The following is an 18,726-nucleotide window of genomic DNA, read 5'->3' on the forward strand; positions in this document are numbered from 1 at the left end:
TCTCTGGTTCGCTCGTTGGTTACGCTTCCAAGCAGTTGACTTCTCTGGTTCGCTCGTTGGTTACGCTTCCAAGCAGTTGACTGCCGAACACCAGCCGGTGACCGAGGCTGCGATGGAAGCGCTGCTGTTGACTGGCAAGATAGCTGTCATATTTGATGGGCTCGATGAGATAACGGACCTGCMTCGGCGCCAGGACATGGTGAAGCGCATACATCGCCTCACTGCCCAGTTTCCGTCTACGTCTATCCTCGTCACGACGAGAGAAGTGGGCTATGTAAACGCTCCCCTGAATCCAAAAGTTTTTCGAAGCGTACGCCTTCAGGAATTCACTTTTGACCAGATCGAAGAGTACTGCCAGCGGTGGTTCGACAAGAACAACAAGGCCCACTTGGTCGACCACTTCCTTGCAGAATCTGAAGCAGTCAGTGACCTACGGTCCAATCCCTTGCTCCTGTCATTGCTCTGCATTCTGTACCGCGATAGCGGTGCCATCCCCGCAAATAGGAGGGGTATTTACAGGGAGTGCGCGCAGCTCCTCTTCCATAAGTGGGATGCACACCGGCAGATAAAGCACTTCGAGGTGATGCCTGACTATAYGGACAGGCTGATGGAAGAAATCGCTCGGTGGATCTACACGTCGTCCGCCCCTCAGACGGGTCTGGAAGAGCAGGTCATCGTCAAGACTCTCTCGACCTACATGGTGTCAGACCTTGGCTTCATGCAAAGTAAAGCGGAATCTACCGCCAGCGACTTCCTGGACTTCTGCGCAGGGCGCGCCTGGCTTTTGGGCGTGACCGGCACCAGTAAGTATGGCGGGCATCGAATTTTCTCTTTCACCCATCGAACCTTCTACGAATTTTTCGCCGCAGAGGCGTTCGCACGAGAAGCCGAGAATGCTGGAGATATGGCCGAGCGGCTCCGGAAGGCCTACGAAAAAGACAGTACGTCCTTGCTGCCCGAGCTCCTCATTCAAAGCTTCGATCAGACCCGCACCCGTGGAGCAACAAACGTCTTCATCAGTCTCTGCCAAAACGCGGCTCCTCCCGCCCTCCTTCTTCGACTGATGGACGGGGCCAATCTGGCGCCGTATGCGAGATCCCAGGGTTTTGAGCTCATCATGCGCGACTGGAAACTGACGATGGACTCAGAGTTATTTACAGCTCTGCTGCAAATAAGCGGACCAGCTAGGGACCACTTTCAGTCCGAGTACTTACATCCTGCTTCGAGCCCTGTCGCGCGGAGGAAGTTCCTTTATGGTTGGTCAAGTCTCCAGCTCTCTGGGTCCGGCAGCCGCTTCCACGGCATTTGGGCRCCAGTTGTAGACGAGATGCTGGAAACCTACCCTGATGAACTCGTATCGCTCTCAGACCCTGTGATCGTGAACTGGCTCCTCGGTAAAGGACTGGCGGCCGAGGACACCGGAGTCGTCTGGGATTACTTCGTTTGCTACGGCCTCTATGGGTGGGTGCCCGGCGTGGCTTGGTGGCTGATCGATGGGGTTTTCAACTCTGAGGTGCACAGCGCCCCGAGCCCCCATTTACAGCTGCTCATCGCCGGCCTTGTCGAGGAACTAAACCAGGATGCGCGATTCCCCCACCAGGTTATTTCACGGCTCCGCGCATCTCTGGAGTACGTACAGGCACACAGKGGCAGTTGGATTGCTCCCGAGCGTTTGACTAGCTTCGAAGAAACGGTGCGTACTTTGCTCGCCTATGTCGTGCTMGCTCTTACCGAAGGGCAAGACGATGAATMTGAGCTGGTGAACAGTCTGGCTCGCTGCTGGCCCGAGCTACCCACGATTCTCGCGATTCGAGCCGCGTCCGCGCGGCGTAAAAAGAAGCGTTCATCCTCGGCGCTGAGCGATAACCTTGTGCTGAATTTGCCGGAGCGATTAAGGAAGTGGACTGAAGGGTCCGTGGGCCTCGTTGATTTCAACGTTTTCGATGACGATCCCTTGGGAGTCAAATATCGGCACCTTCCGCCTCTGAACTTTGAACAACAGTTCGGGATGGCGCCAAGACCATCCCCGGCAAGGGCAGCGGCTGGACGCGATTCGATCCCACCGCGCGCGTAGGCMAAAATCGCTCAGGATGGTTACCGGACGATTTGGAGTGCTTCAGCCCTTTTCCTGACTACCGGGACAAAGAGTGGACGGGCCGACAATGTCGGCCCGTCCTGGTTTCCCTCTGCAAAGGAAATCTGTGGTTCAGCGGCTCTCCGTGGTTCGTGGTGAATTCCGGTGTGCGGTGAATGTTCAGGCCGCCGTTCGGKCGGCGCTTCTGAGCATAATGCGGGTGGTGTAGTTCCGGCTATTGACGAATCCGCGTCCTGTCCGTTTCAGGTGTTTGATGGTGGTGTTGTTCGCTTCGACTTTTGCGGTGGTGGCGCCGGTGACGATGAGGACTTCGATTTCCTTCCACCAGCGGCAGACTGTGCGCCAGAGCCTGTTCGTCTMGGGCTGGGCGGCATGGTCGACGAGTTCCCCGAGTCTTGCCTTCGCCGCGGCGGCGTCTTCGAGTGAGCTGGTGCGCAGCAGGGCGCGCAGCTGTTCCTTGACGTTCCATGCCGCCTGCAGCTTGCCGGTCGGGTCATCGAGGTCGAAGACCTGGCTGAGCCGGTCGCTGCCGCGGTCCGAGAGTGTCTCGCCGGCCCGGAGCAGCAGCCTCCGGTTGGCCCAGACCGGGTCGGTGGTGCGTCCTCGCCGGCCCTTGGTTTCCTGGGTCAGGCGCTGGCGGACTTCGGTGAGCATGTTGTTGCCGAGCAGGACCAGGTGGAAGGCGTCGACCGAGACGGCGGTGCGCGGCAGCCACATCCGCAGGGCCTTTCGGAATGCCGCGGACGGGTCGATCGCGACGACCTGGACGCCGAGGCGCCATTCGAGCGGGCGCTTGAAGAGCCACTCGCCGACTCCCTTGTGGTCCCGGCCGTCGACCACCCCGAGGACCTGCCCGGTGTCCAGGTCAACGATGGTGGTCATCCATGGCTCGAAGCGTTGCCAGGCCTTGGTTTCCGGGTCCTGGAAGAACCGGACGGACCGGAACCGGTGTTCGTCGATGCCCAGCATCCGTGGCCGCAGCGTGTCCACGTCCGGAAGCCTGGTGGCCGCCATGTTCAGGGCCCGCTGGACCAGCCACCACGAAACCCCGTGCGCGGCAGCGGTCTCGGTGGCGGCGCGGCCGGAATCAATGACGGCGGAGACGAGCATGTCCCGCAGCCGTCGAGTGGAGCGGGCCAGACGCGGGACCTCGACGGTGGCTTCGAAGAATGTTCCCCGGGGGCATTCTGATTCGTCGCAGAAATAGCGGCGCTTGGACCAGATGAGTTCCACCGGTCCCGCGACGGGAATGTCCCGGACCCGCTGTCGGCGCCGTGAATGCCGCCGCGTGCCGATCACCCCGCAGTCCGGACACCCGGATTCGACGGTGCTCTCGACGTGGATCCGGCGCTGTCCGAAGCCCAGAATCTCTGTTTCAAGAACGCGGTAGTCAGGCAGGTTGAAGATGGCGGTGGCAGCGTCGGTGCGTCGGGAAGTAAGCTCGGTCAAGGCTCGTAGTCCTGTCATCGATGAATGCGTCAAGAACATCCATCACAACAGGGCTACGGGCCCCTCGCGTCTAAAGACACGAGCCTGAATTCACCACCAACCGCGGAGAGCCGGTTCAGCTTAGCTGAACTGGTTTGTGGTGCTGCCGCGGGGGTGGGTGCCTCGTTGTTCCTGGCCCCGCGGGTGATAGTCCATAGGTCGCGTGGTCGCGGTTAATGGCGGTCCGTCGCTGGTGAGTGGCTGCTGTGGTTCGCCCTGGGCGACGGACCGCCCGCGTTACCGAAAGTTCCCGACCCTCGCTGGGGTGAGTGAACCGGGCGGCTGCATTGGGGGTCAGCCGCCCGGCTCACTTTTCAGGTTACTCGGTGTCGGTGGTGTGCTTGTCGATGATGATCTGCTCCACGGCGCTGGCGGTGTAACCCCATGCGGTGAGCTGGTTCAGGTAGTGGAAGTGCCGCTTCTCGGCGCTCCTCCATGAGTCTTTCTGGATGGTCTTCTCATACCCTGCGCAGATCAGGGCGATCAGGGAGAACTCGGGCCGGGCGGTGGTTTTGGCGGTGTGGTCACGCAACGGGTTCCAGCCCCACCGGTCGGTGTCCGCCCCGGTCTTGGCCCCGATCATCTCGGTGGCGACCTTGCCGTCGTAGCCGCTGGCGGTTTCTGGGTCGTGGGTGATGGCGTGGACGGTGAAGTACTGCCATCCCTTCGGCGCGGTCTTCCGCGACAGCAGGGTCTTCACGAACTCGCGCCTGACCTTGGTGGCGCTCTCCATCTCTCTGTTGTTAGCGATGAGGGTCTTCCGATCGGCTTTCTGTTCCTCGGTCATCGGGCCTTTCTGGGCCTGCGTGCCGCCGTCGTAGCGTTCGTACCTCGGGGTGAAGCCCAGGTCCTTCCAGCCGGTGATGACGGGGTTGGCTTTGTGCTGGCCCCGGTAGTCRGTGCTGATCAGGTAGGCGTTGGCGTCCTCGTCGGTGGCCGGTTCCCCGTCGGCCCGCTTCGCGGCCGAGACGTACAGGTTCTCTTCGTTGGCGTAGTGCCCGGCGTCCTCCACKATGGTCTTGCCCTGCGCTTCCAGTTCCTCGATCAGTGCGGCGAGGGCGGCGGCGCTATCACGGCGGTCCMGGAGCATCTGCGCGACGTGCAGGAGCTGATCGGGTTCGTCCGCGATCACGGACTCCAATTCCTCCGTCGCGTCCTGGTTCCCTTCAAATTCGGCCATGATGAGCGCTTCATCGATGGTATATCCGTTGCCCAGTGCGGCGGATCCGGTGTCGGTCKATTTGGCCTTCAAAGCACTCTCCACGGTGGTCTTGGTCCGCCCGGTCTTCTTGGCGATCGCGGCGGCTGAAACGCCGATCAGGGACAGCTGGTGGTAGGCGTCGGCCTCGTCCGCTTCGGTCAGTTCGGCGCGCTGGATGTTCTCCACGACCTGCGTCACGATCCGTTCGGCTTCCTCGGGGGACTCGATGATCATCACCGGGATGCTGGCGCGCCCGGCTTCGACGGCGGCGCGGGTGCGGCGCTGTCCCATCAGGACATGCACCACGCCGTCATCCTTGGGGTGGGCGATCACGGGTTCCATCACGCCGTGCTCTTTGATGCTGGCAATGAAATCGGGGGTCAGGGCGGCGTCTTTGCGGACGTTGACGTCCACGGTCAGGGAGGCCGGGTCGAGCATTTCGAGAGTGGGTGTGGTGTTCATGGTGTTGCTCCTTTTGYAGAGGATTGAGGTGGGTGGGGCGGCTGTGGTGACCGGCCAGCGTCCCCTCTCCCCCCGTAGTTTTTTGGTTGCTGGCAAGCTTGCTTGCTCGGCGGCCGACGGAGCCCTGTCTACCCGCAGGGCAAGAGGGAGGAAATTCCTGGAGGAAATCAGCGACGAAGGAGCGCCGGAGGGAAATTCCTGCACCGCAGGCCCCGACKAAGGAGGGGCTAGTCGGGGTGGAGCGGACGCCTAGAATCCGGAGGACAGCAACCAAAAAAGCGTCGAAGACGTATGACACGGGCCAGGGCGGGCCGKAGCTCTGCGACGGACAGCACTGGACCCCACAGCCGGCCGCGCCAGCGGACGCCCGAACGGGTGCGAGCCCCGCGAGCATGCCCTACCTGAGTAAGGTGAGGGCATGACTGAGCCGGCCCCGCGTGATGGCCGCCCGGGCCGTGCGGGGCACGGTGCCGGGATGGAATCTCCTCGGGTCCTCCGGGTCCTGGCGGTGGTGTTCACGGCTACCGCAGCTGGAGCGCTGGCGCTGGTGGTCCTCGATCTCGTCATCGCCCGGCCGGCGGCGGGTGATGTMTTCATCACCGTCCTCAATGCCCTGGCGGCATTCGTGTTGTGGCGCCGGGTGTTGGAAAAAGCGCGGGCATGAGGAAAGGCCGGCACCTGGGTGCCGGCCTTTCCAGGTTTTTCCCTCTGCAAAGGAAATTTGGGTGGGCAGCGTCTCGCTGCCTGGTGGTTAGAGGTTGTGGTGTTCCTGGGCCCAGCCGATATTCGCAGCCCCGGTTGGTTCGCCGGCGGTGAGCAGACGAATTTCGATGACGTCTTCAGCCAGGCTGGGCTCCGCGTCCGGTTTGTCGTCGTCGGTCAGGATGTATTCGGTTCCCATGCTCACGYTTCCTGGTCGGTGCAGTGTTCGTGGGTTCACTGTAGCCGTGGTTTCTACACGCTTGCTGGGTTTCCTGGCTGCGCCCGCGCGAGCGTCCGGCGGCCGGAGGAGCGAAGCGGGGGAGGCCGCCCCGCCACGAAGAAAAGGCCGGGCCGGGATCCTCGTGGCGATCCCGGCCCGCGGCCCGTGGCCGTTTAGTTGGCGTGGCGCTGGTAGGAGGTTTCCGGGTCGCGGGCGACGTCTGCGACTGAGCCGCGGTTGATCAGTTCCAGCAGCAACCCTGCGAGCCGGAACCCGGGTGCGTCCGTGTCCGCGTGCTTAAGATACCGGTCTGCTTGGGTGCCKTTGCCTTTGAGCCATTCCAGCCACCCCATCAGGGTCAGCATTGGTGCGCGCTGGCCTGCCGGGACTGCTTTCATCAGCTCGAACGCGATGGCCTGGGCCCGGTCCACCCGGTTCCAGTCCGGTCGTCCGGTGAAGGTCCCGAGGATGACGTCGGCGAAGTTGCCGTTGTGGGTGGTGATGGTCTCGCGGAACAGGAAGTCCCGGACCATTTTGTGCTGGAACGCTCCCGCGATGCTCCGGGCCGTGTCGCTGTCCGGGGTCCCGGTGCTGTCCAGCACGGCCGCCCACGCGGCACATGCTTCCTCAATGTCTGCTTCGCTGCCCGCGGGGGCTTCCACCGGCATGGCCCAGGTGCCCAGGAGGGCGGGATTGTAGACGTCGACGTCCGTGGCGCTGCCAAAGAAGGTCAGTGCCGCGTTGGCCTGGCTGTCGATGATCTGCTCCAGCGGGTGCCCCTGGTCCGTGCCGAACTCCGTCCAGTAAGTGGAGGTCACGAGCCAAACGTTCCGCACGGGCATCCGGGCTGCGGCCAGCTCGCTGACCAGCGCGGCGACGTGCGCGGCGTAGGGGTAGCTGTCATGGTCTTCGTCGGTGTAGACGACGAGGTAGGACGCCGTTGCCTTCTCATCGTTGGTTGCGTGGCTGGTCAGCGTCTGTGCGTAGTTCAGCGGTTCGACGTGTTCAGGTGCGTCCACGCGCAGCGTTGCGCCGAGGGCGCCGGCATGGGCGGTGAGGACCACGAACGATTCCGAGGGCGTTATCCCCAGCAGGTGCGGGATGGTCGCCAGCAGGTCAGCGGGACCGGTGAGGTTGATCTTTTCAATCATGGTGTTGCTCCTTTTGCAGAGGATTTCGGTGGGTGGGGCGGCTCAGGTGACCGGCCAGCGTCCCCTCTCCCCCGTTGTTTTTTGGTTGCTGGCAAGCTCGCTTGCTCGGCGGCCGACGGAGCCCTGTCTACCCGCAGGGCAAGGGGCAGGAAATTCCTGGAGGAAATCAGCGACGCAGGAGCGCCGGAGGGACATTCCCTGCACCGCAGKCCCCGGTGGAGCTTGCGGAACCGGGGCTAGACGGGGTGGAGCGGACGCCTAGAATCCGAAGGACAGCAACCAAAAAACGTCGAAGACGTAGACAACGGGCCAGGGCGGCCCGGAGCCCTGCGACGGACAGCACTGGACCCCACAGCCGGCCGCGCCAGCGGACGCCCGGAAGGGTGCGAGCCCTGCGAGCATGCCCTTCCCCTCGTMTCCCCGGCTTCCGCCCGTGCCGGCCACGCCCCCGGTCTGGCCGGCACTCGGGCTGTTCCACCTGCGGTCCTTCCCGGAAATGGCGGTCCGCCGCCGGTAACCACCGACGGCAGCCAACCACCGGCGGCGGACCGCCCGAACCCTGTCGGCCGGTCCGGGTCCCTTGTTGAGCAGGGGCGGACCCTGCCGGGCGGTGGTTCCGCCCGGCAAGGTTTCAGCCGGTTTAGGCGACGTTGGCCATGTACGGCATGCGGTAGCGGCTAGGGAGCTCCGCGGCGGCTTCGGGCAGGTCGTCCGGGCCGTGGGCCTGGCCGTTCTTCCAGTGGAAGAACGCCTGTTCGCTGATTGCGTCCCATTGCCGGGCCTTGGTCCGGTAGTACGTGCACGTCACGTCTCCCTCGCAGTAGGTGGCGACGCCGAACAGGTTCCCGATGCTGTCAGCGGTCCGGGTCGCGGCAACCATGACGTAGGGCCACTGGCCCAGGTCCCAGCCGTCACTGCCCCAGCTGGGGATCACGGCCCAGCCGTGTTCGCCGATGAGTTCCATCCAGTCGTAGCCGCCGTTMACGTGGTAGTCGCCCAGCACGGTCGCGCCGTCGATGGTTTCCCCGGTGTCCTGGGTGGTCACCGTCTTCGTGGTTATTGCGTTCATGGTGTTGCTCCTTTTGCAGAGGATTTCGGTGGGTGGGGCGGTAGTGGTGACCGGCCAGCGTCCCCTCTCCCCCCGTTGTTTTTTGGTTGCTGGCAAGCTTGCTTGCTCGGCGGCCGACGGAGCCCTGTCTACCGCAGGCAAGGGCCGTGGAATCTGCGGAGGAAATCAGCGACGCAGGAGCGCCGGAGAAGATTGCACGGGCCGCAGGCCCCTGTGGAGCTTGCGAAACCGGGGCTAGACGGGGTGGAGCGGACGCCTAGAATCCGCAGGACAGCAACCAAAAAAGCGTCGAAGACGTGAGGAAGGGCCAGGGTCTCCGGAGCCCTGCGACGGAGGCACTGGACCCCACAGCCGGCCGCGCCAGCGGACGCCCGAAAGCGCTGTCTGTGGAATCCGCGGTGCCTGCCCGACCCATGGAGAGGTCGTGGCAGGATGTCCATCATGGACAGGCGGTTGCGGCGCGCTCCTGACGCCGAATGGGTGCTGATGTACCGGCTCGGACTGAGCCGGCAACGCATCGCTGCCCTCGTGCGCGCCGGGCCCGCCACGGTCGGATACCACCTCGTCATTGCCCGCCGCCAGGACCCGGGCCTCTAGGCCGAACACCAGGTGGCCGCCGGCGCCGCACCCGTTCCTCATCCCTCCCCCACGGACCTCGCCCGCATGGACGAGCTMATCGCCTGGGTCAAGGCCGAAGGCCGGCTCCCCCGTGACCGCTCCGGGCAACGGAGCGAACGGGCGATGGCGCGCTGGCTGGCGGCACGCCGGCGCGAAGCGGCCGCGGGGACCCTGGACCCGGCCTACCGTGACGGTCTGGCCCACGTGCCCGGGTGGCGGGGAAACCGCAGGGAAGCCGAGGACGAGGCCCGCTGGCACCACCGGCTGGCCCAGCTCGTGGACTTCCGGCACGAGGGCAACGACTGGCCCCGCCACAAGGAGTGCGATTCAGAACGGGAGCACGCCCTCGGGGTGTGGATCCATACCCAGCGGTACAAACGGCGCCKCGGTGAATTGGATCCGGTGAAGGTCAGGCTCCTGGATGCCGCCGTTCCCGGTTGGCAGGTCGGGAGGACCAGGGGCCGCCCTCGCCGGCGTTGATCTGGAAGGCCGCGCTTCCCGGCAGGCCACCGGTCAGGACCTCACCCGGGCTAGTACTCTTGGAGGGGTTCTCCAGTCCCCCCAGCTTGGAGAACCGGGAGCCTCCGCGCTTGAGTCCTTGGATTCGCGCGGAGGCTTTCCTCATGGCTCGCAGCAAGGACCGCCTTCCCGGTTGCGCCCGTTGGGGGCAGGTGGAGCCCTCCACACAGCTCAGGCTGTCCCCACTGGGTGCAACCCGTTTGATTGTCGGACCCCTCCCCCATGCTCAAACCTGCACATATTCGAATAAAATTACGAGGCTGAAAATTTGTTATCGAATGTCAGTTCTAAACTGAGGGTATGAACCCGGAACAGGCGGCCCGGTTGCAGGCGCGGTATGCGAGGCGGGCCGGCCCGATTGGGCTGACGGTGGAAGAGCTCGATTTCGAGCACTTCCCGGCCAGGAACGGCTTTCCCGGGATCCCGGTGAAGGCGTGGATCCGGTTCCCGAACTGCGCCGAACTGGTCGACGGCGAGGTCTACGCCTGGACGACCAAGGCCGTGGAAGTGACGTGGAAGGACGGTCCGGTGACCTACCGGACTTGGGTGTGKAGCTCGGCGGTCACCCGCCGGGAAGAAATGATGACAAGAAACTTGGGAGAACGCGTAGAACGTGACAGCAGTAACGAATGAAACAACCCTGGACGTCCCCGTGGACGTCCGGTTCACCCCGGCCGGCACTCCCCTGGCCGTCCGGTTTGATGGCCGGATCTGGGCCGTGGCGGCCGATCCGGTCCACTGGTTCGACCGGGACTCCTGGTGGGACACCCAGAGCACGGCCGCCGTGGGCAGCGGTGACCTGGTCAGCATCGAACACTGGAGGGTTCAGGTCCGCCTCAGCTCGAACTCCGCGTTGCGGACCTTCACGCTRCGACGGAACCCGCTCGCCACCCAGTGGGTCTTGGAAAGCATCAGCGACTAGGCCCCGGTGACCCCTCAACCGATCAGCGATCAGACCTGGGCGGCGATCCGGACAGAATTCATGCTCCCTACCCTCGGGATGGTGCACCGCCGGCMCTCCGAGCTGATGGAGGACCCCGAGCCCGTCATGCAGCAACTCGTGCGCGTCATCGACGACGGCACCTTCTGCCCGGGATTCCAGTTCCTCCCCGGCGGACAACTCCAGCCAACCGTCATGGCGCTCTTTCAGCGGGCGCTGGATCGGCAGATCCCGCACAACTTCACCCTCTGGATGGTCACCCCATCCCGGGACCTGCTCTGTCGAGTTCATTTCGACCCGACGCGTCAGGTGCCTCTCGGACCCGACTGGACGAACTCCGTGCCGCGAGGGATTGGTCTTCAGCAGATCAACCGGGCGGGCTCCGGCCAACGAGACGACCGAGCGCCCGTAAGACGGTCCTTGGGTTCTTGCGGTGATTGCAACACTTAGCGGGCATCATGCCGGAACGGACGCTGTGACGCGGCGTTCAATCTCTGCAGTTCTGAGACCGGTCGGTTAAGTCGTCTGGGGCGCAGTCTCGGAATGCCCGAGAAGGGTGGTGATACGCACCGCGTAGTCCCGTGCCTCCTMTCGAGTAGGTGCCGGCGCCAGGCCGAGGAGACGTCGTCGGTGCGGCTCGCCGAGGAGAAGCCCAAACAGAGCTTCCGACTCCGTCGCGGCCTCCGGGGCATTGCCCCGGTGCGAGAGATGCTGTTCCAAGAGCGCGATGTAGCCCTGCGGCCCACTGTCGTAAAAGCGTTGGGCCAGATTGGGGAACTGTGCGGACTCGCCGATCATCAGTCGATGCAGGCCGACTGCGTCGTCAKAGTGCAGAACGAAGACAATGCGGGCGGCGAGATCCTGGAGCGTCTCCGCCTCGGTTTCAAGATCGGCAAGGGCGCGACTGCGGAACCGCTCGATGGCGGCCGTGAACACTTCGKCCTTGTCGCCGAAGTATGTGTAGATAGTTCGCTTCGTGACGCGGGACGCTGCGKCGATCTCGTCGACGGTAGCCTCTCCGTAACCACTCGATACAAACAGCGCGACCGCCGCGTGGAGGATCTGATCTCGGCGCTCCTCACKCTCGTCCGCTGTCGGCCGGCCCCTCTTCCGGGGGGCACTCGAGGAGATGTCGCTCATGGGCGGCCCTTTCATTCACGGACCCCGTGAGTCGAGGCCGTCAAGAACTATTCTATAATGACACGTATTAGTTTCATTTATTGCGCGGTCATCAGCCCGGGCGATCGACAAGGCCGCGCTCCAGAAGAGCGCGGTGCAGGAGTTTCTCATGGCCACACGTAGATCCACCCCTCCGAAGGGGAGCGCCCCCGCCTCGCTTGCTCCGGCAGAAGGCCCGCCAGTCGAGAGCGACGTCCTTCTCGACTTCTACCGGCAGATGGTGCTGATCCGCCGGTTCGAGGAGCGGGCAGCCCGCTCGTATACGCAAGCCGAGATCGGCGGCTACTGCCACCTAAACCTCGGTGAGGAGGCGACCGTTACGGGCCTCATGTCAGCGATGGAGCCCAGCGACTACCTGTTCACCAACTACCGCGAGCACGGCTATGCGATCGGGCGAGGCATCGCGCCGGGACGGATCATGGCGGAGMTCTACGGCCGCAGCGACGGTGTCTCCAAGGGGTGGGGCGGATCGATGCACCTGTTCGACCTGGATGCCAGGCTGCTCGGCGGTTATGGAATCGTGGGCGGGCAAGTGCCGCTCGCGACGGGAGCGGCCCTCGCAATCGACTACCGTAGCGGCTCCGAAGCGGTTGTTTGTGTGATGGGCGACGGCACGACTAATATTGGCGCGTTTCACGAGTCCCTGAACATCGCCGCTTTGTGGGATCTGCCAATCGTCTACGTGGTGGTCAACAACGGCCTCGGGATGGGTACCACAGTGGCGAAGGCGTCCGGTGAGCCCGAGCTGTACAAACGGGCGGCGTCGTACCGGATGGCGTCAGTACGCGTCGACGGCAGCGACCCGGTCGCCGTACGCGAAGCAGCCCTCACAGCCTTGTCGAGTGCTCGGTCGGGTAAGCCGTTCCTGCTGGAGACGGTCAGCGAACGCCTGAAGGGCCACTCCGTAGTCGATCCGGCGAAATACCGCACCAAGGAGGAGGCCGAAGCTCTCAAGGCAGGTKACCCCGTCGCCGCCTTCGCCGCCCGCTTAGCCGAGCGGGATCTGCTGTCGGACGAGGCGATCGCTGACATCGACGCCGCGGCGATGTGCACGGTCGCGGATGCGGTCGCCTTCGCGGAGGCGAGCCCGCACCCGTCGGTCGACACTCTCTTCGATTACACCTACGCCACCGGCGTGCCCAACGATTCGCGGCGCCTCCCCGGACAACCGCTGTTCGAGCCGGCACCCTTCCCGACGATCGGAGCATCAGCATGAGCATCATGACCTACCGGCAGGCCCTGCACGACACCCTGCGCGCCGAAATGCTGCGCGACGCGAACGTGCTGCTCCTCGGTGAGGAGATCGGTGTGTTCGAGGGCTCCTACAAGATCACCGCCGGTCTGCTCGCGGAGTTCGGTGAGAAGCGCGTACGCGACACCCCCATCGCCKAGGAGGGCTTCACCGGCGCCGCCATCGGCGCCGCTATGCTGGGCCTGCGCCCGGTGGTGGAAATCATKACCATCAACTTCTCCCTGCTGGCGCTGKATCAGATCGTCAACCACGCCGCGAAGATCTACGGKATGTTCGGCGGTCAGGCGCGCGTACCCCTCGTCATCCGCACTMCCGGTGGCGGCGGACAGCAACTCGGCGCCACCCACTCGCAGAACATCGAGTTGTACTACGCCTTCGTGCCCGGCATGAAGGTCGTCGCCCCCTCGAGCCCAGCCGACGCGAAGGCGCTGCTACTGGCCGCTATCCGCGACGATGACCCCGTTCTGTTCCTCGAGAACCTGGCCCTCTACAACACCAAAGGCGAAGTCCCCGACGACGACACCCCCGCGGAGATCGGGCGCGCCGCCATCACCCGCAAGGGTGCCGACATCACCGTCGTCGCCTATTCCCGGATGGCGGCCGTCGCCTTGCAGGTCGCCGAGAGGCTGGCCGAGAGCGACGGCATCGACGTCGAGGTCGTCGACCTGCGCAGTCTCCGCCCTCTCGACCGCGAGACCGTGATCACCTCAGTAAAGAAGACCCACTGCGCCGTCGTGCTCGAAGACGACTGGCTCACCTACGGCATCGGAGCTGAGATCGCCGCGACAATCTCCGACGGCGCCTTCGACTGGCTCGACGCCCCCGTACGCCGCGTCGCCATGGCCGAAGTTCCCCTCCCCTACTCCAAGCCACTGGAGACCGCGGCCCTGCCCTCCGCCGAAGACGMCGCCACCGCCATCCGGCAAACCCTCGCCGCCGTCTCCCGCTGCGCTTAGAAGGACACCCTCATGATCAACATCCTCATGCCACGCCTCTCCGACACCATGGAAGAAGGCACCATCGCCGTCTGGCACAAGAAGCCCGGGGACCGGGTCGACATCGGCGACATCCTCGTCGAGATCGAAACCGACAAAGCAAGCATGGAATACGAGGCCTACGACACTGGAGTACTCCACAACATCCTTGTCCCGGAAGGCGAGCAGGCCACTATCGGCATGATCATCGCCCACCTMGACGACGGCAGCCCCCAAGAGTCAAAGGCCGGCGCCAGGGGGACTGATACTCTACAAGGCCCCGTCAGCGGCGAGGGAAACGAACCCTCCTCCATTGACACGCCTCCCGCGCCCGCTGGGCTGGTCGACGCCCCGCCGCCGTCGGCCCAGACAGATGAGACGACAACGGAGCGCACCAAACCGAACACCGCTGACAGTCAGCGCCTGTTCGCGACACCCCTCGCGCGCAGACTCGCCCGCGAAAGCGCTATCGGCCTCGAGCACATCACAGGCTCCGGCCCCGGCGGTCGGATCGTCCGCGCCGACATCGAGGATGCTCTGGCGCGTCAGTCGCCGGTACCTACGTCGGATGCCGTGGCTGCCCCTGCTGAAGCGCTTGCAACAGCCGAGCCGGTGGGGTCAACCGATGCCCGGCAGTCCACCGTGGTGGCGTTTGACAAGACCCGCCAGGTGATCAGCCGCCGCCTCACAGAAAGCAGCAGCACTGCACCCCACTTCTACGTGACATCCATCGCTGATGTCGAAGAACTGCTCGCTCTCCGCGCTGATCTCAACGCACACATCGAATCAACCGGGCGCGCCAAGATCAGCGTCAACGACCTCCTCGTTCGCGCATGCGCGATCGCACTGCGGAAGCACCCAGAGGTCAACGCGTCGTACTCTCCAGAGAATCGCGGACAGACCCTCCTGCACGGGCGCGTGAACATTGGAATGGCTGTCGCCTCAAGCACAGGGCTCGTCGTGCCCGTGATCGCTGACGCCGATCAGAAGACAGCGTCCCAGATCGCCACTGAGTCCCACCGGCTCGCCGGCCTCGCAAAGGATCGCAAACTCAGCGCCGCTGACATGAGCGGAGGCACCTTCACCATCAGCAACCTCGGCATGTACGGGGTCGAGCAGTTCACCGCGATCATCAACCCGCCCGAAGGCGCGATCCTCGCCGTGGGCGCTGCACAGCCCGAGCCCGTCGCCATCGACGGTGCCCTGGAAATCCGCCACCGGATGCGATACACCCTCTCCGCCGACCATAGAATCATTGACGGCGCCCTCRCCGCACAGTTCCTCGCGACGCTCACCGAGCTTCTGAGGCACCCCCTGGACATCATTGCCTGAGGAAAGGAACAGACCTGCGTCTGCGAAGCCCTTGGCCTGTGTCCGCGGACGGCCCAAACGCATCGTCATGGTGCTGGGGGTGACCGTMCGGCATCGCCGTTCGGGACTGTGTGGTTAAACGAAAATGGGCCGACTTGGTGGCCGGCCCTCTTCCGCTCCTCGGGCAAATACATCTCACGGTACTAAGACGTCAAGCAAGGCCGCCGGTTTCCTCTAAACACTCATGCGGGAGTGTCCGTTTAACGGTGGATTCACCGTTGGCATTTAGTTGATTCTTCCGTCGAAGCTGATGGCGAAGGCATTCAGGGCCGGCTTCCACCGTGAGGCCCATCGTGCCCTGCCTTTGTCTGTCGGGTCCAGTGCCCGGGTCGCCAGGCACAGGCAGTCTCGTCGCCGATGAGCAGACGGGACAGGTAATGCGAGATGCGGGCGGGGGCCAGTTCACCGGAGAGATATCGGGTGCGGGCGCTGAAGAGGCGCGCAGCGAAYGGTTGACCGGGATGGGAGAGCGAGTGCGCCACTCMGGAGTCGAACGCCTCGGCGTTCGACTCGTTGTCGGCCACGCCGGCCGCATCGGCGCTSCGAACCGGATCACCCAGGATCGTCGCATCCAGCAACGCCGCGTGCAGCTCGCCGGTCATGACTGTGGCGAAGTCGGCGATCTCACCGTCGGCCACGCGCAGCCACTTGGTGTGGGTTCCGGGAAGGATGAGGATCGCATCCGCGGGGTCGCCCAGGCGGGCAAGTGCCCCGATGACCTGCGTCTCCTCCCCGCGGATGACATCGCACGATCCCGTCGCATCCCGCGCGGTCTTTAGCCGCGGAACGATGCCGATCGCGGGTGAGGCACCCGGAACCATCGTCGGCTCCAAGGCACAGGCCATGGCTGGGATCGGGAGATCGAGTCGCCCGGCCGTCATCCAGCCGCCGTCAGCGCCGACCATGCCACAGGCCAGCGCAGGCACGCCGGGCGCACCCAGCCGGTCGGACAGCTCGGCCAACGTCTGGGCGAACGCCTGTGCGGTGTCCATTCGCAAGGCCGCCGCGCGCGCACCGACAGCACGGAGGCCGTCACGGGATGTCGTCACGGACAGGACGGAGCCGTCGCGGTCGAGCGACCACGCGCGGAGAGAGGACGTGCCCCAGTCGAGCGCCACGAGGGCGGCCTGTCCGGGAGAAGTGGGGTGATCCATGCCACGAAGATAAACACCGTGTCCCACATTGTTCAACTACAACCCATATAGTGGGACATATGGACTCGACGACGAAACCGAACGACGCGCCGAAGGGCGCCCAGACGCTGCTCAATGGCTTGTCGCTCGTGCGCCTCGTGGCGGACGGCGCGAGGGACGCCCCGGAGCTCCAGGCGTCCACGGGACTGCCACGCAGCACAGTGCACCGCCTCCTGCAGGCGCTGAAGAGCGAGGGCTACCTGCGGGACACGCCGGCGGGCCTGGGGCTGGGGCCCACCCTGATCGAGCTTGGGTTCGGCGCTCTCTCATCCAACCCCTTGACCGCGGTCGCCGGACCGCCCCTGGAGGGCCTCGCGGCCYAGGTGCTAGACACCGTGCACCTGGCCGTCCGCGAGTACGGGTCGGTACTCTATCTGATGAAGATCCCGGGTCAGCGTGGCGCTGAGATGCKCTCACGAGTCGGCCTGCGCATGCCTCTGACGCGCACGGGTATCGGCAAAGCGCTGTTGCTCGACGACGACGCCGCGGAATGGGTGGATCGTTGGCGCACGGAAACCCCGGCAGATGCGACGGCGGCCTCCCCCGCGGCCCGCAAGGCAGGAGCCAAAGCGGAGGAAGACTTCGTCGCACGCATGAACCACTACCGCAAGGGCGGCTACTCGTACGACATGGAGGAGAACGAGCCGGGAATCCGCTGCGTGGCGGCCCCCGTCCGCGACGGCTCAGGGTCCCTCGTAGGTGCCATCAGCGTTTCGGCGACGGCTCCCTACATGTCGGCGGACCGCATGCGCGAGCTCCTCCCGCAGGTGAAGCAAGTTGCGGCAGCCATTTCAGGGGAGATGGGCTACAGACCGGCACGATAGTCCGTCGCGTGGTTCTCTCGCGTCGGACTTCGCCTCGGAGGCCTGGATCTCGAAGCAAGGAAACGATTTACCCCACGTCAGCAAACATGCGTTGACTGCGGGCCTGCGGATTAACGCCCGGCCCACACCCTCTAGTGCCTATGGCGATAAGCCGGTTTATCGTGCAGGGACACTCTGCCCCGCACAGCACCCAGTGCCGCCCCGGTTCGGGGTCTTTTGGCTTTTGGCCGCGCCGTTTCCCATGGTGACGGCTGCGCTGGGGTGTGTGCCCTCCCCGCAATGTKCCAACTTATGTGAGACAAGACAGGAGAGTGCCGCGTGGTTCATCTGTTGAAATACGCAGAGTACAGCTTTACGCAATCTCCGACACCAGCGCTGGAATCGAGAGGTGCCCTGATCCCTAGGGCCCGCCACCACAGACTTGACGCGCATCAGTCGGCCAGACCGTGTGAAGGGCAATATCGAACAGCTTCCGCTCGCMTAAATCCGTGACCACCCAGACCAACCCGTGTTCCGGGAAAACCGCGTCAACGCTCCCGCGGCGGATTTCACCGGTTTCGTGGTCCAGGGCTGCGACTCGGTGCCCTGGCGCAAGCAACAGGAGGGCCTCKACTTCACATCTTGTGAGGGAGTCCTTCGGCCCGATTCTTCCCGCCGCGACGTTGGCGGCCGTCTTCCGCAGCGAGCATAGAGTTTGGCCGGCCGTGGAGCATGCGCCCGGCATCCAGCTGACGGTCCTCCCGCCGGGGATAGTGCCACTATCGTGGGGCATCGGAGGACGCGTCCCAGCCTTCCCTTATCGTGCCCGGGGGCAGCTCAGCCTTCAGCCGGGCCTCGTAGCGGCCGGGGGCGAGCCGCGTTACCAGGATGCCGACCCCTTCGGCCATGGCGGCGGGCTTCAATAGATCCAGCGCCCCGTCCAAGGCGGCATCCAATTCCCTTCGTTTTTGAACMTCTATGACGAGACGATCGGGCGCTGCTTGAACGCTCATAATTCCCTACTCTCTGGGCGGTTGGTGTTTGCCTTCGGTGTCCGGGGTGTGGTCCGGCTCATTAGAGGGCGGCTTCGTGATGAGCTGCTGCGATTGCGGCATCCAGTTTTTCGTACACCCAGGTCTTGCAACTTCTGCTGAATCCTGTCAGGGCGAGTCAAACCTGAGTTGGGCTGCACAGACGTAGTCTTGCAACTTCCTGCTATTGCGGGCCGGGCCGCCGTAGTTGGGCTGGCGGCAGCCCTGAACGGTCTGCTCAGTCCGTGTAGGGGTCGGCGATGCCGATGTATTGGGTGGTGGTGTATTCGGCGATGCCTTCGGTGCCCCCCTCGCGCCCGAGTCCGGATTGTTTGACGCCGCCGAAGGGGGCGGCGGCGTTGGAGATGACGCCGGCGTTGAAGCCGACCATGCCGAATTCGATCTGTTCCGCGACGCGCAGGAGCCGGTTGAAGTCGCGGCTGTAGAGGTAGGAGGCC

Annotated in this window: 18 protein-coding genes and 1 pseudogene; 10 read left to right on the plus strand and 9 right to left on the minus strand. The window is 64.4% G+C overall.

What is annotated here, in order from left to right; translation table 11 throughout:
• The coding region (locus AC1DBQ_RS13775) for an NACHT domain-containing protein (RefSeq protein ID WP_476929042.1) at positions 1–2,074 on the plus strand (2,074 nt) is incomplete at its 5' end.
• A gap of 180 nt (positions 2,075–2,254) precedes the next feature.
• On the opposite strand, the gene AC1DBQ_RS13780 is transcribed toward AC1DBQ_RS13775, so the two are convergent.
• The gene (locus tag AC1DBQ_RS13780; RefSeq protein ID WP_476929043.1) at positions 2,255–3,544 is read right to left on the minus strand and encodes an ISL3 family transposase; all 1,290 of its coding nucleotides are present in this window, start codon (positions 3,542–3,544) and stop codon (positions 2,255–2,257) included.
• Between the two features lie 358 nt (positions 3,545–3,902).
• Complete coding sequence (locus AC1DBQ_RS13785) at positions 3,903–5,246, minus strand: ParB/RepB/Spo0J family partition protein (protein ID WP_476929044.1); 1,344 nt, start codon at positions 5,244–5,246, stop codon at positions 3,903–3,905.
• A gap of 418 nt (positions 5,247–5,664) precedes the next feature.
• Between AC1DBQ_RS13785 and AC1DBQ_RS13790 the strand changes: the two genes are divergently transcribed.
• Positions 5,665–5,910 (plus strand): hypothetical protein, encoded by a 246-nt coding sequence (locus AC1DBQ_RS13790; protein ID WP_476929045.1) that lies wholly within the window; start codon positions 5,665–5,667, stop codon positions 5,908–5,910.
• 87 nt (positions 5,911–5,997) lie between these two features.
• Here the strand turns inward: AC1DBQ_RS13790 and AC1DBQ_RS13795 are convergent, their stop codons facing one another.
• The 3 genes from AC1DBQ_RS13795 to AC1DBQ_RS13805 form a co-directional block, all read right to left on the minus strand.
• Positions 5,998–6,147 (minus strand): hypothetical protein, encoded by a 150-nt coding sequence (locus tag AC1DBQ_RS13795; protein ID WP_476929046.1) that lies wholly within the window; start codon positions 6,145–6,147, stop codon positions 5,998–6,000.
• Positions 6,148–6,341: 194 nt separating this feature from the next.
• Positions 6,342–7,319 carry a DUF4192 family protein gene (locus tag AC1DBQ_RS13800; protein ID WP_476929047.1) on the minus strand — a complete coding sequence of 326 codons (978 nt, stop codon included), beginning with the start codon at positions 7,317–7,319 and terminating at the stop codon, positions 6,342–6,344.
• A 640-nt stretch (positions 7,320–7,959) separates the two neighbouring features.
• On the minus strand, positions 7,960–8,388 hold the full coding sequence (locus AC1DBQ_RS13805; protein WP_476929048.1) for a hypothetical protein: 429 nt from the start codon (positions 8,386–8,388) through the stop codon (positions 7,960–7,962).
• A 441-nt stretch (positions 8,389–8,829) separates the two neighbouring features.
• Here AC1DBQ_RS13805 and AC1DBQ_RS13810 point away from each other — a divergent pair, with 441 nt between their 5' ends.
• The 4 genes from AC1DBQ_RS13810 (at position 8,830) to AC1DBQ_RS13825 (ending at position 10,447) form a co-directional block, all read left to right on the plus strand.
• Positions 8,830–8,985, plus strand: a complete 156-nt coding sequence (locus AC1DBQ_RS13810) for a hypothetical protein (RefSeq protein ID WP_476929049.1) — start codon at positions 8,830–8,832, stop codon at positions 8,983–8,985.
• A gap of 66 nt (positions 8,986–9,051) precedes the next feature.
• Complete coding sequence (locus tag AC1DBQ_RS13815; RefSeq protein ID WP_476929050.1) at positions 9,052–9,486, plus strand: helicase associated domain-containing protein; 435 nt, start codon at positions 9,052–9,054, stop codon at positions 9,484–9,486.
• Positions 9,487–9,825: 339 nt separating this feature from the next.
• Complete coding sequence (locus AC1DBQ_RS13820) at positions 9,826–10,158, plus strand: hypothetical protein (protein ID WP_476929051.1); 333 nt, start codon at positions 9,826–9,828, stop codon at positions 10,156–10,158.
• Complete coding sequence (locus AC1DBQ_RS13825; protein WP_476929052.1) at positions 10,139–10,447, plus strand: hypothetical protein; 309 nt, start codon at positions 10,139–10,141, stop codon at positions 10,445–10,447. The genes AC1DBQ_RS13820 and AC1DBQ_RS13825 overlap by 20 nt, the downstream gene beginning before the upstream one ends.
• Before the next feature lie 534 nt (positions 10,448–10,981).
• Here AC1DBQ_RS13825 and AC1DBQ_RS13830 read toward each other — a convergent pair.
• The gene (locus AC1DBQ_RS13830; protein WP_476929053.1) at positions 10,982–11,605 is read right to left on the minus strand and encodes a TetR/AcrR family transcriptional regulator; all 624 of its coding nucleotides are present in this window, start codon (positions 11,603–11,605) and stop codon (positions 10,982–10,984) included.
• 148 nt (positions 11,606–11,753) lie between these two features.
• Between AC1DBQ_RS13830 and pdhA the strand changes: the two genes are divergently transcribed.
• From pdhA to AC1DBQ_RS13845, 3 genes are read left to right on the plus strand one after another with little or no spacing between them, the layout of a single operon-like run.
• Positions 11,754–12,860, plus strand: coding sequence for a pyruvate dehydrogenase (acetyl-transferring) E1 component subunit alpha (gene pdhA / locus AC1DBQ_RS13835; protein WP_476929054.1), 1,107 nt, complete (start codon positions 11,754–11,756; stop codon positions 12,858–12,860).
• A complete protein-coding gene (locus AC1DBQ_RS13840; RefSeq protein WP_476929055.1) occupies positions 12,857–13,852 on the plus strand; it encodes an alpha-ketoacid dehydrogenase subunit beta in 996 nt (331 codons plus the stop codon). The genes pdhA and AC1DBQ_RS13840 overlap by 4 nt, the downstream gene beginning before the upstream one ends.
• 12 nt (positions 13,853–13,864) lie before the next feature.
• Positions 13,865–15,202: a dihydrolipoamide acetyltransferase family protein gene (locus tag AC1DBQ_RS13845; RefSeq protein WP_476929056.1), complete on the plus strand. Its 1,338-nt coding sequence runs from the start codon at positions 13,865–13,867 to the stop codon at positions 15,200–15,202.
• Between the two features lie 437 nt (positions 15,203–15,639).
• Here the strand turns inward: AC1DBQ_RS13845 and AC1DBQ_RS13850 are convergent.
• Positions 15,640–16,395: pseudogene (locus tag AC1DBQ_RS13850) on the minus strand (2-dehydro-3-deoxygalactonokinase); the annotation flags it as partial.
• Positions 16,396–16,454: 59 nt separating this feature from the next.
• On the opposite strand from AC1DBQ_RS13850, the gene AC1DBQ_RS13855 reads away from it, so the two are divergent.
• Positions 16,455–17,258 carry an IclR family transcriptional regulator gene (locus AC1DBQ_RS13855; protein WP_476929057.1) on the plus strand — a complete coding sequence of 268 codons (804 nt, stop codon included), beginning with the start codon at positions 16,455–16,457 and terminating at the stop codon, positions 17,256–17,258.
• Positions 17,259–18,016: 758 nt separating this feature from the next.
• On the opposite strand, the gene AC1DBQ_RS13860 is transcribed toward AC1DBQ_RS13855, so the two are convergent.
• Together AC1DBQ_RS13860 and AC1DBQ_RS13865 are read right to left on the minus strand one after the other, a co-directional pair.
• Positions 18,017–18,193: a hypothetical protein gene (locus AC1DBQ_RS13860; RefSeq protein WP_476929058.1), complete on the minus strand. Its 177-nt coding sequence runs from the start codon at positions 18,191–18,193 to the stop codon at positions 18,017–18,019.
• Between the two features lie 313 nt (positions 18,194–18,506).
• Positions 18,507–18,726, minus strand: a 220-nt coding sequence (locus AC1DBQ_RS13865) for an aldehyde dehydrogenase family protein (RefSeq protein ID WP_476929059.1), incomplete at its 5' end; no start/stop codon positions are given.

Source organism: Arthrobacter sp. 10T413_2 (assembly GCF_056394205.1).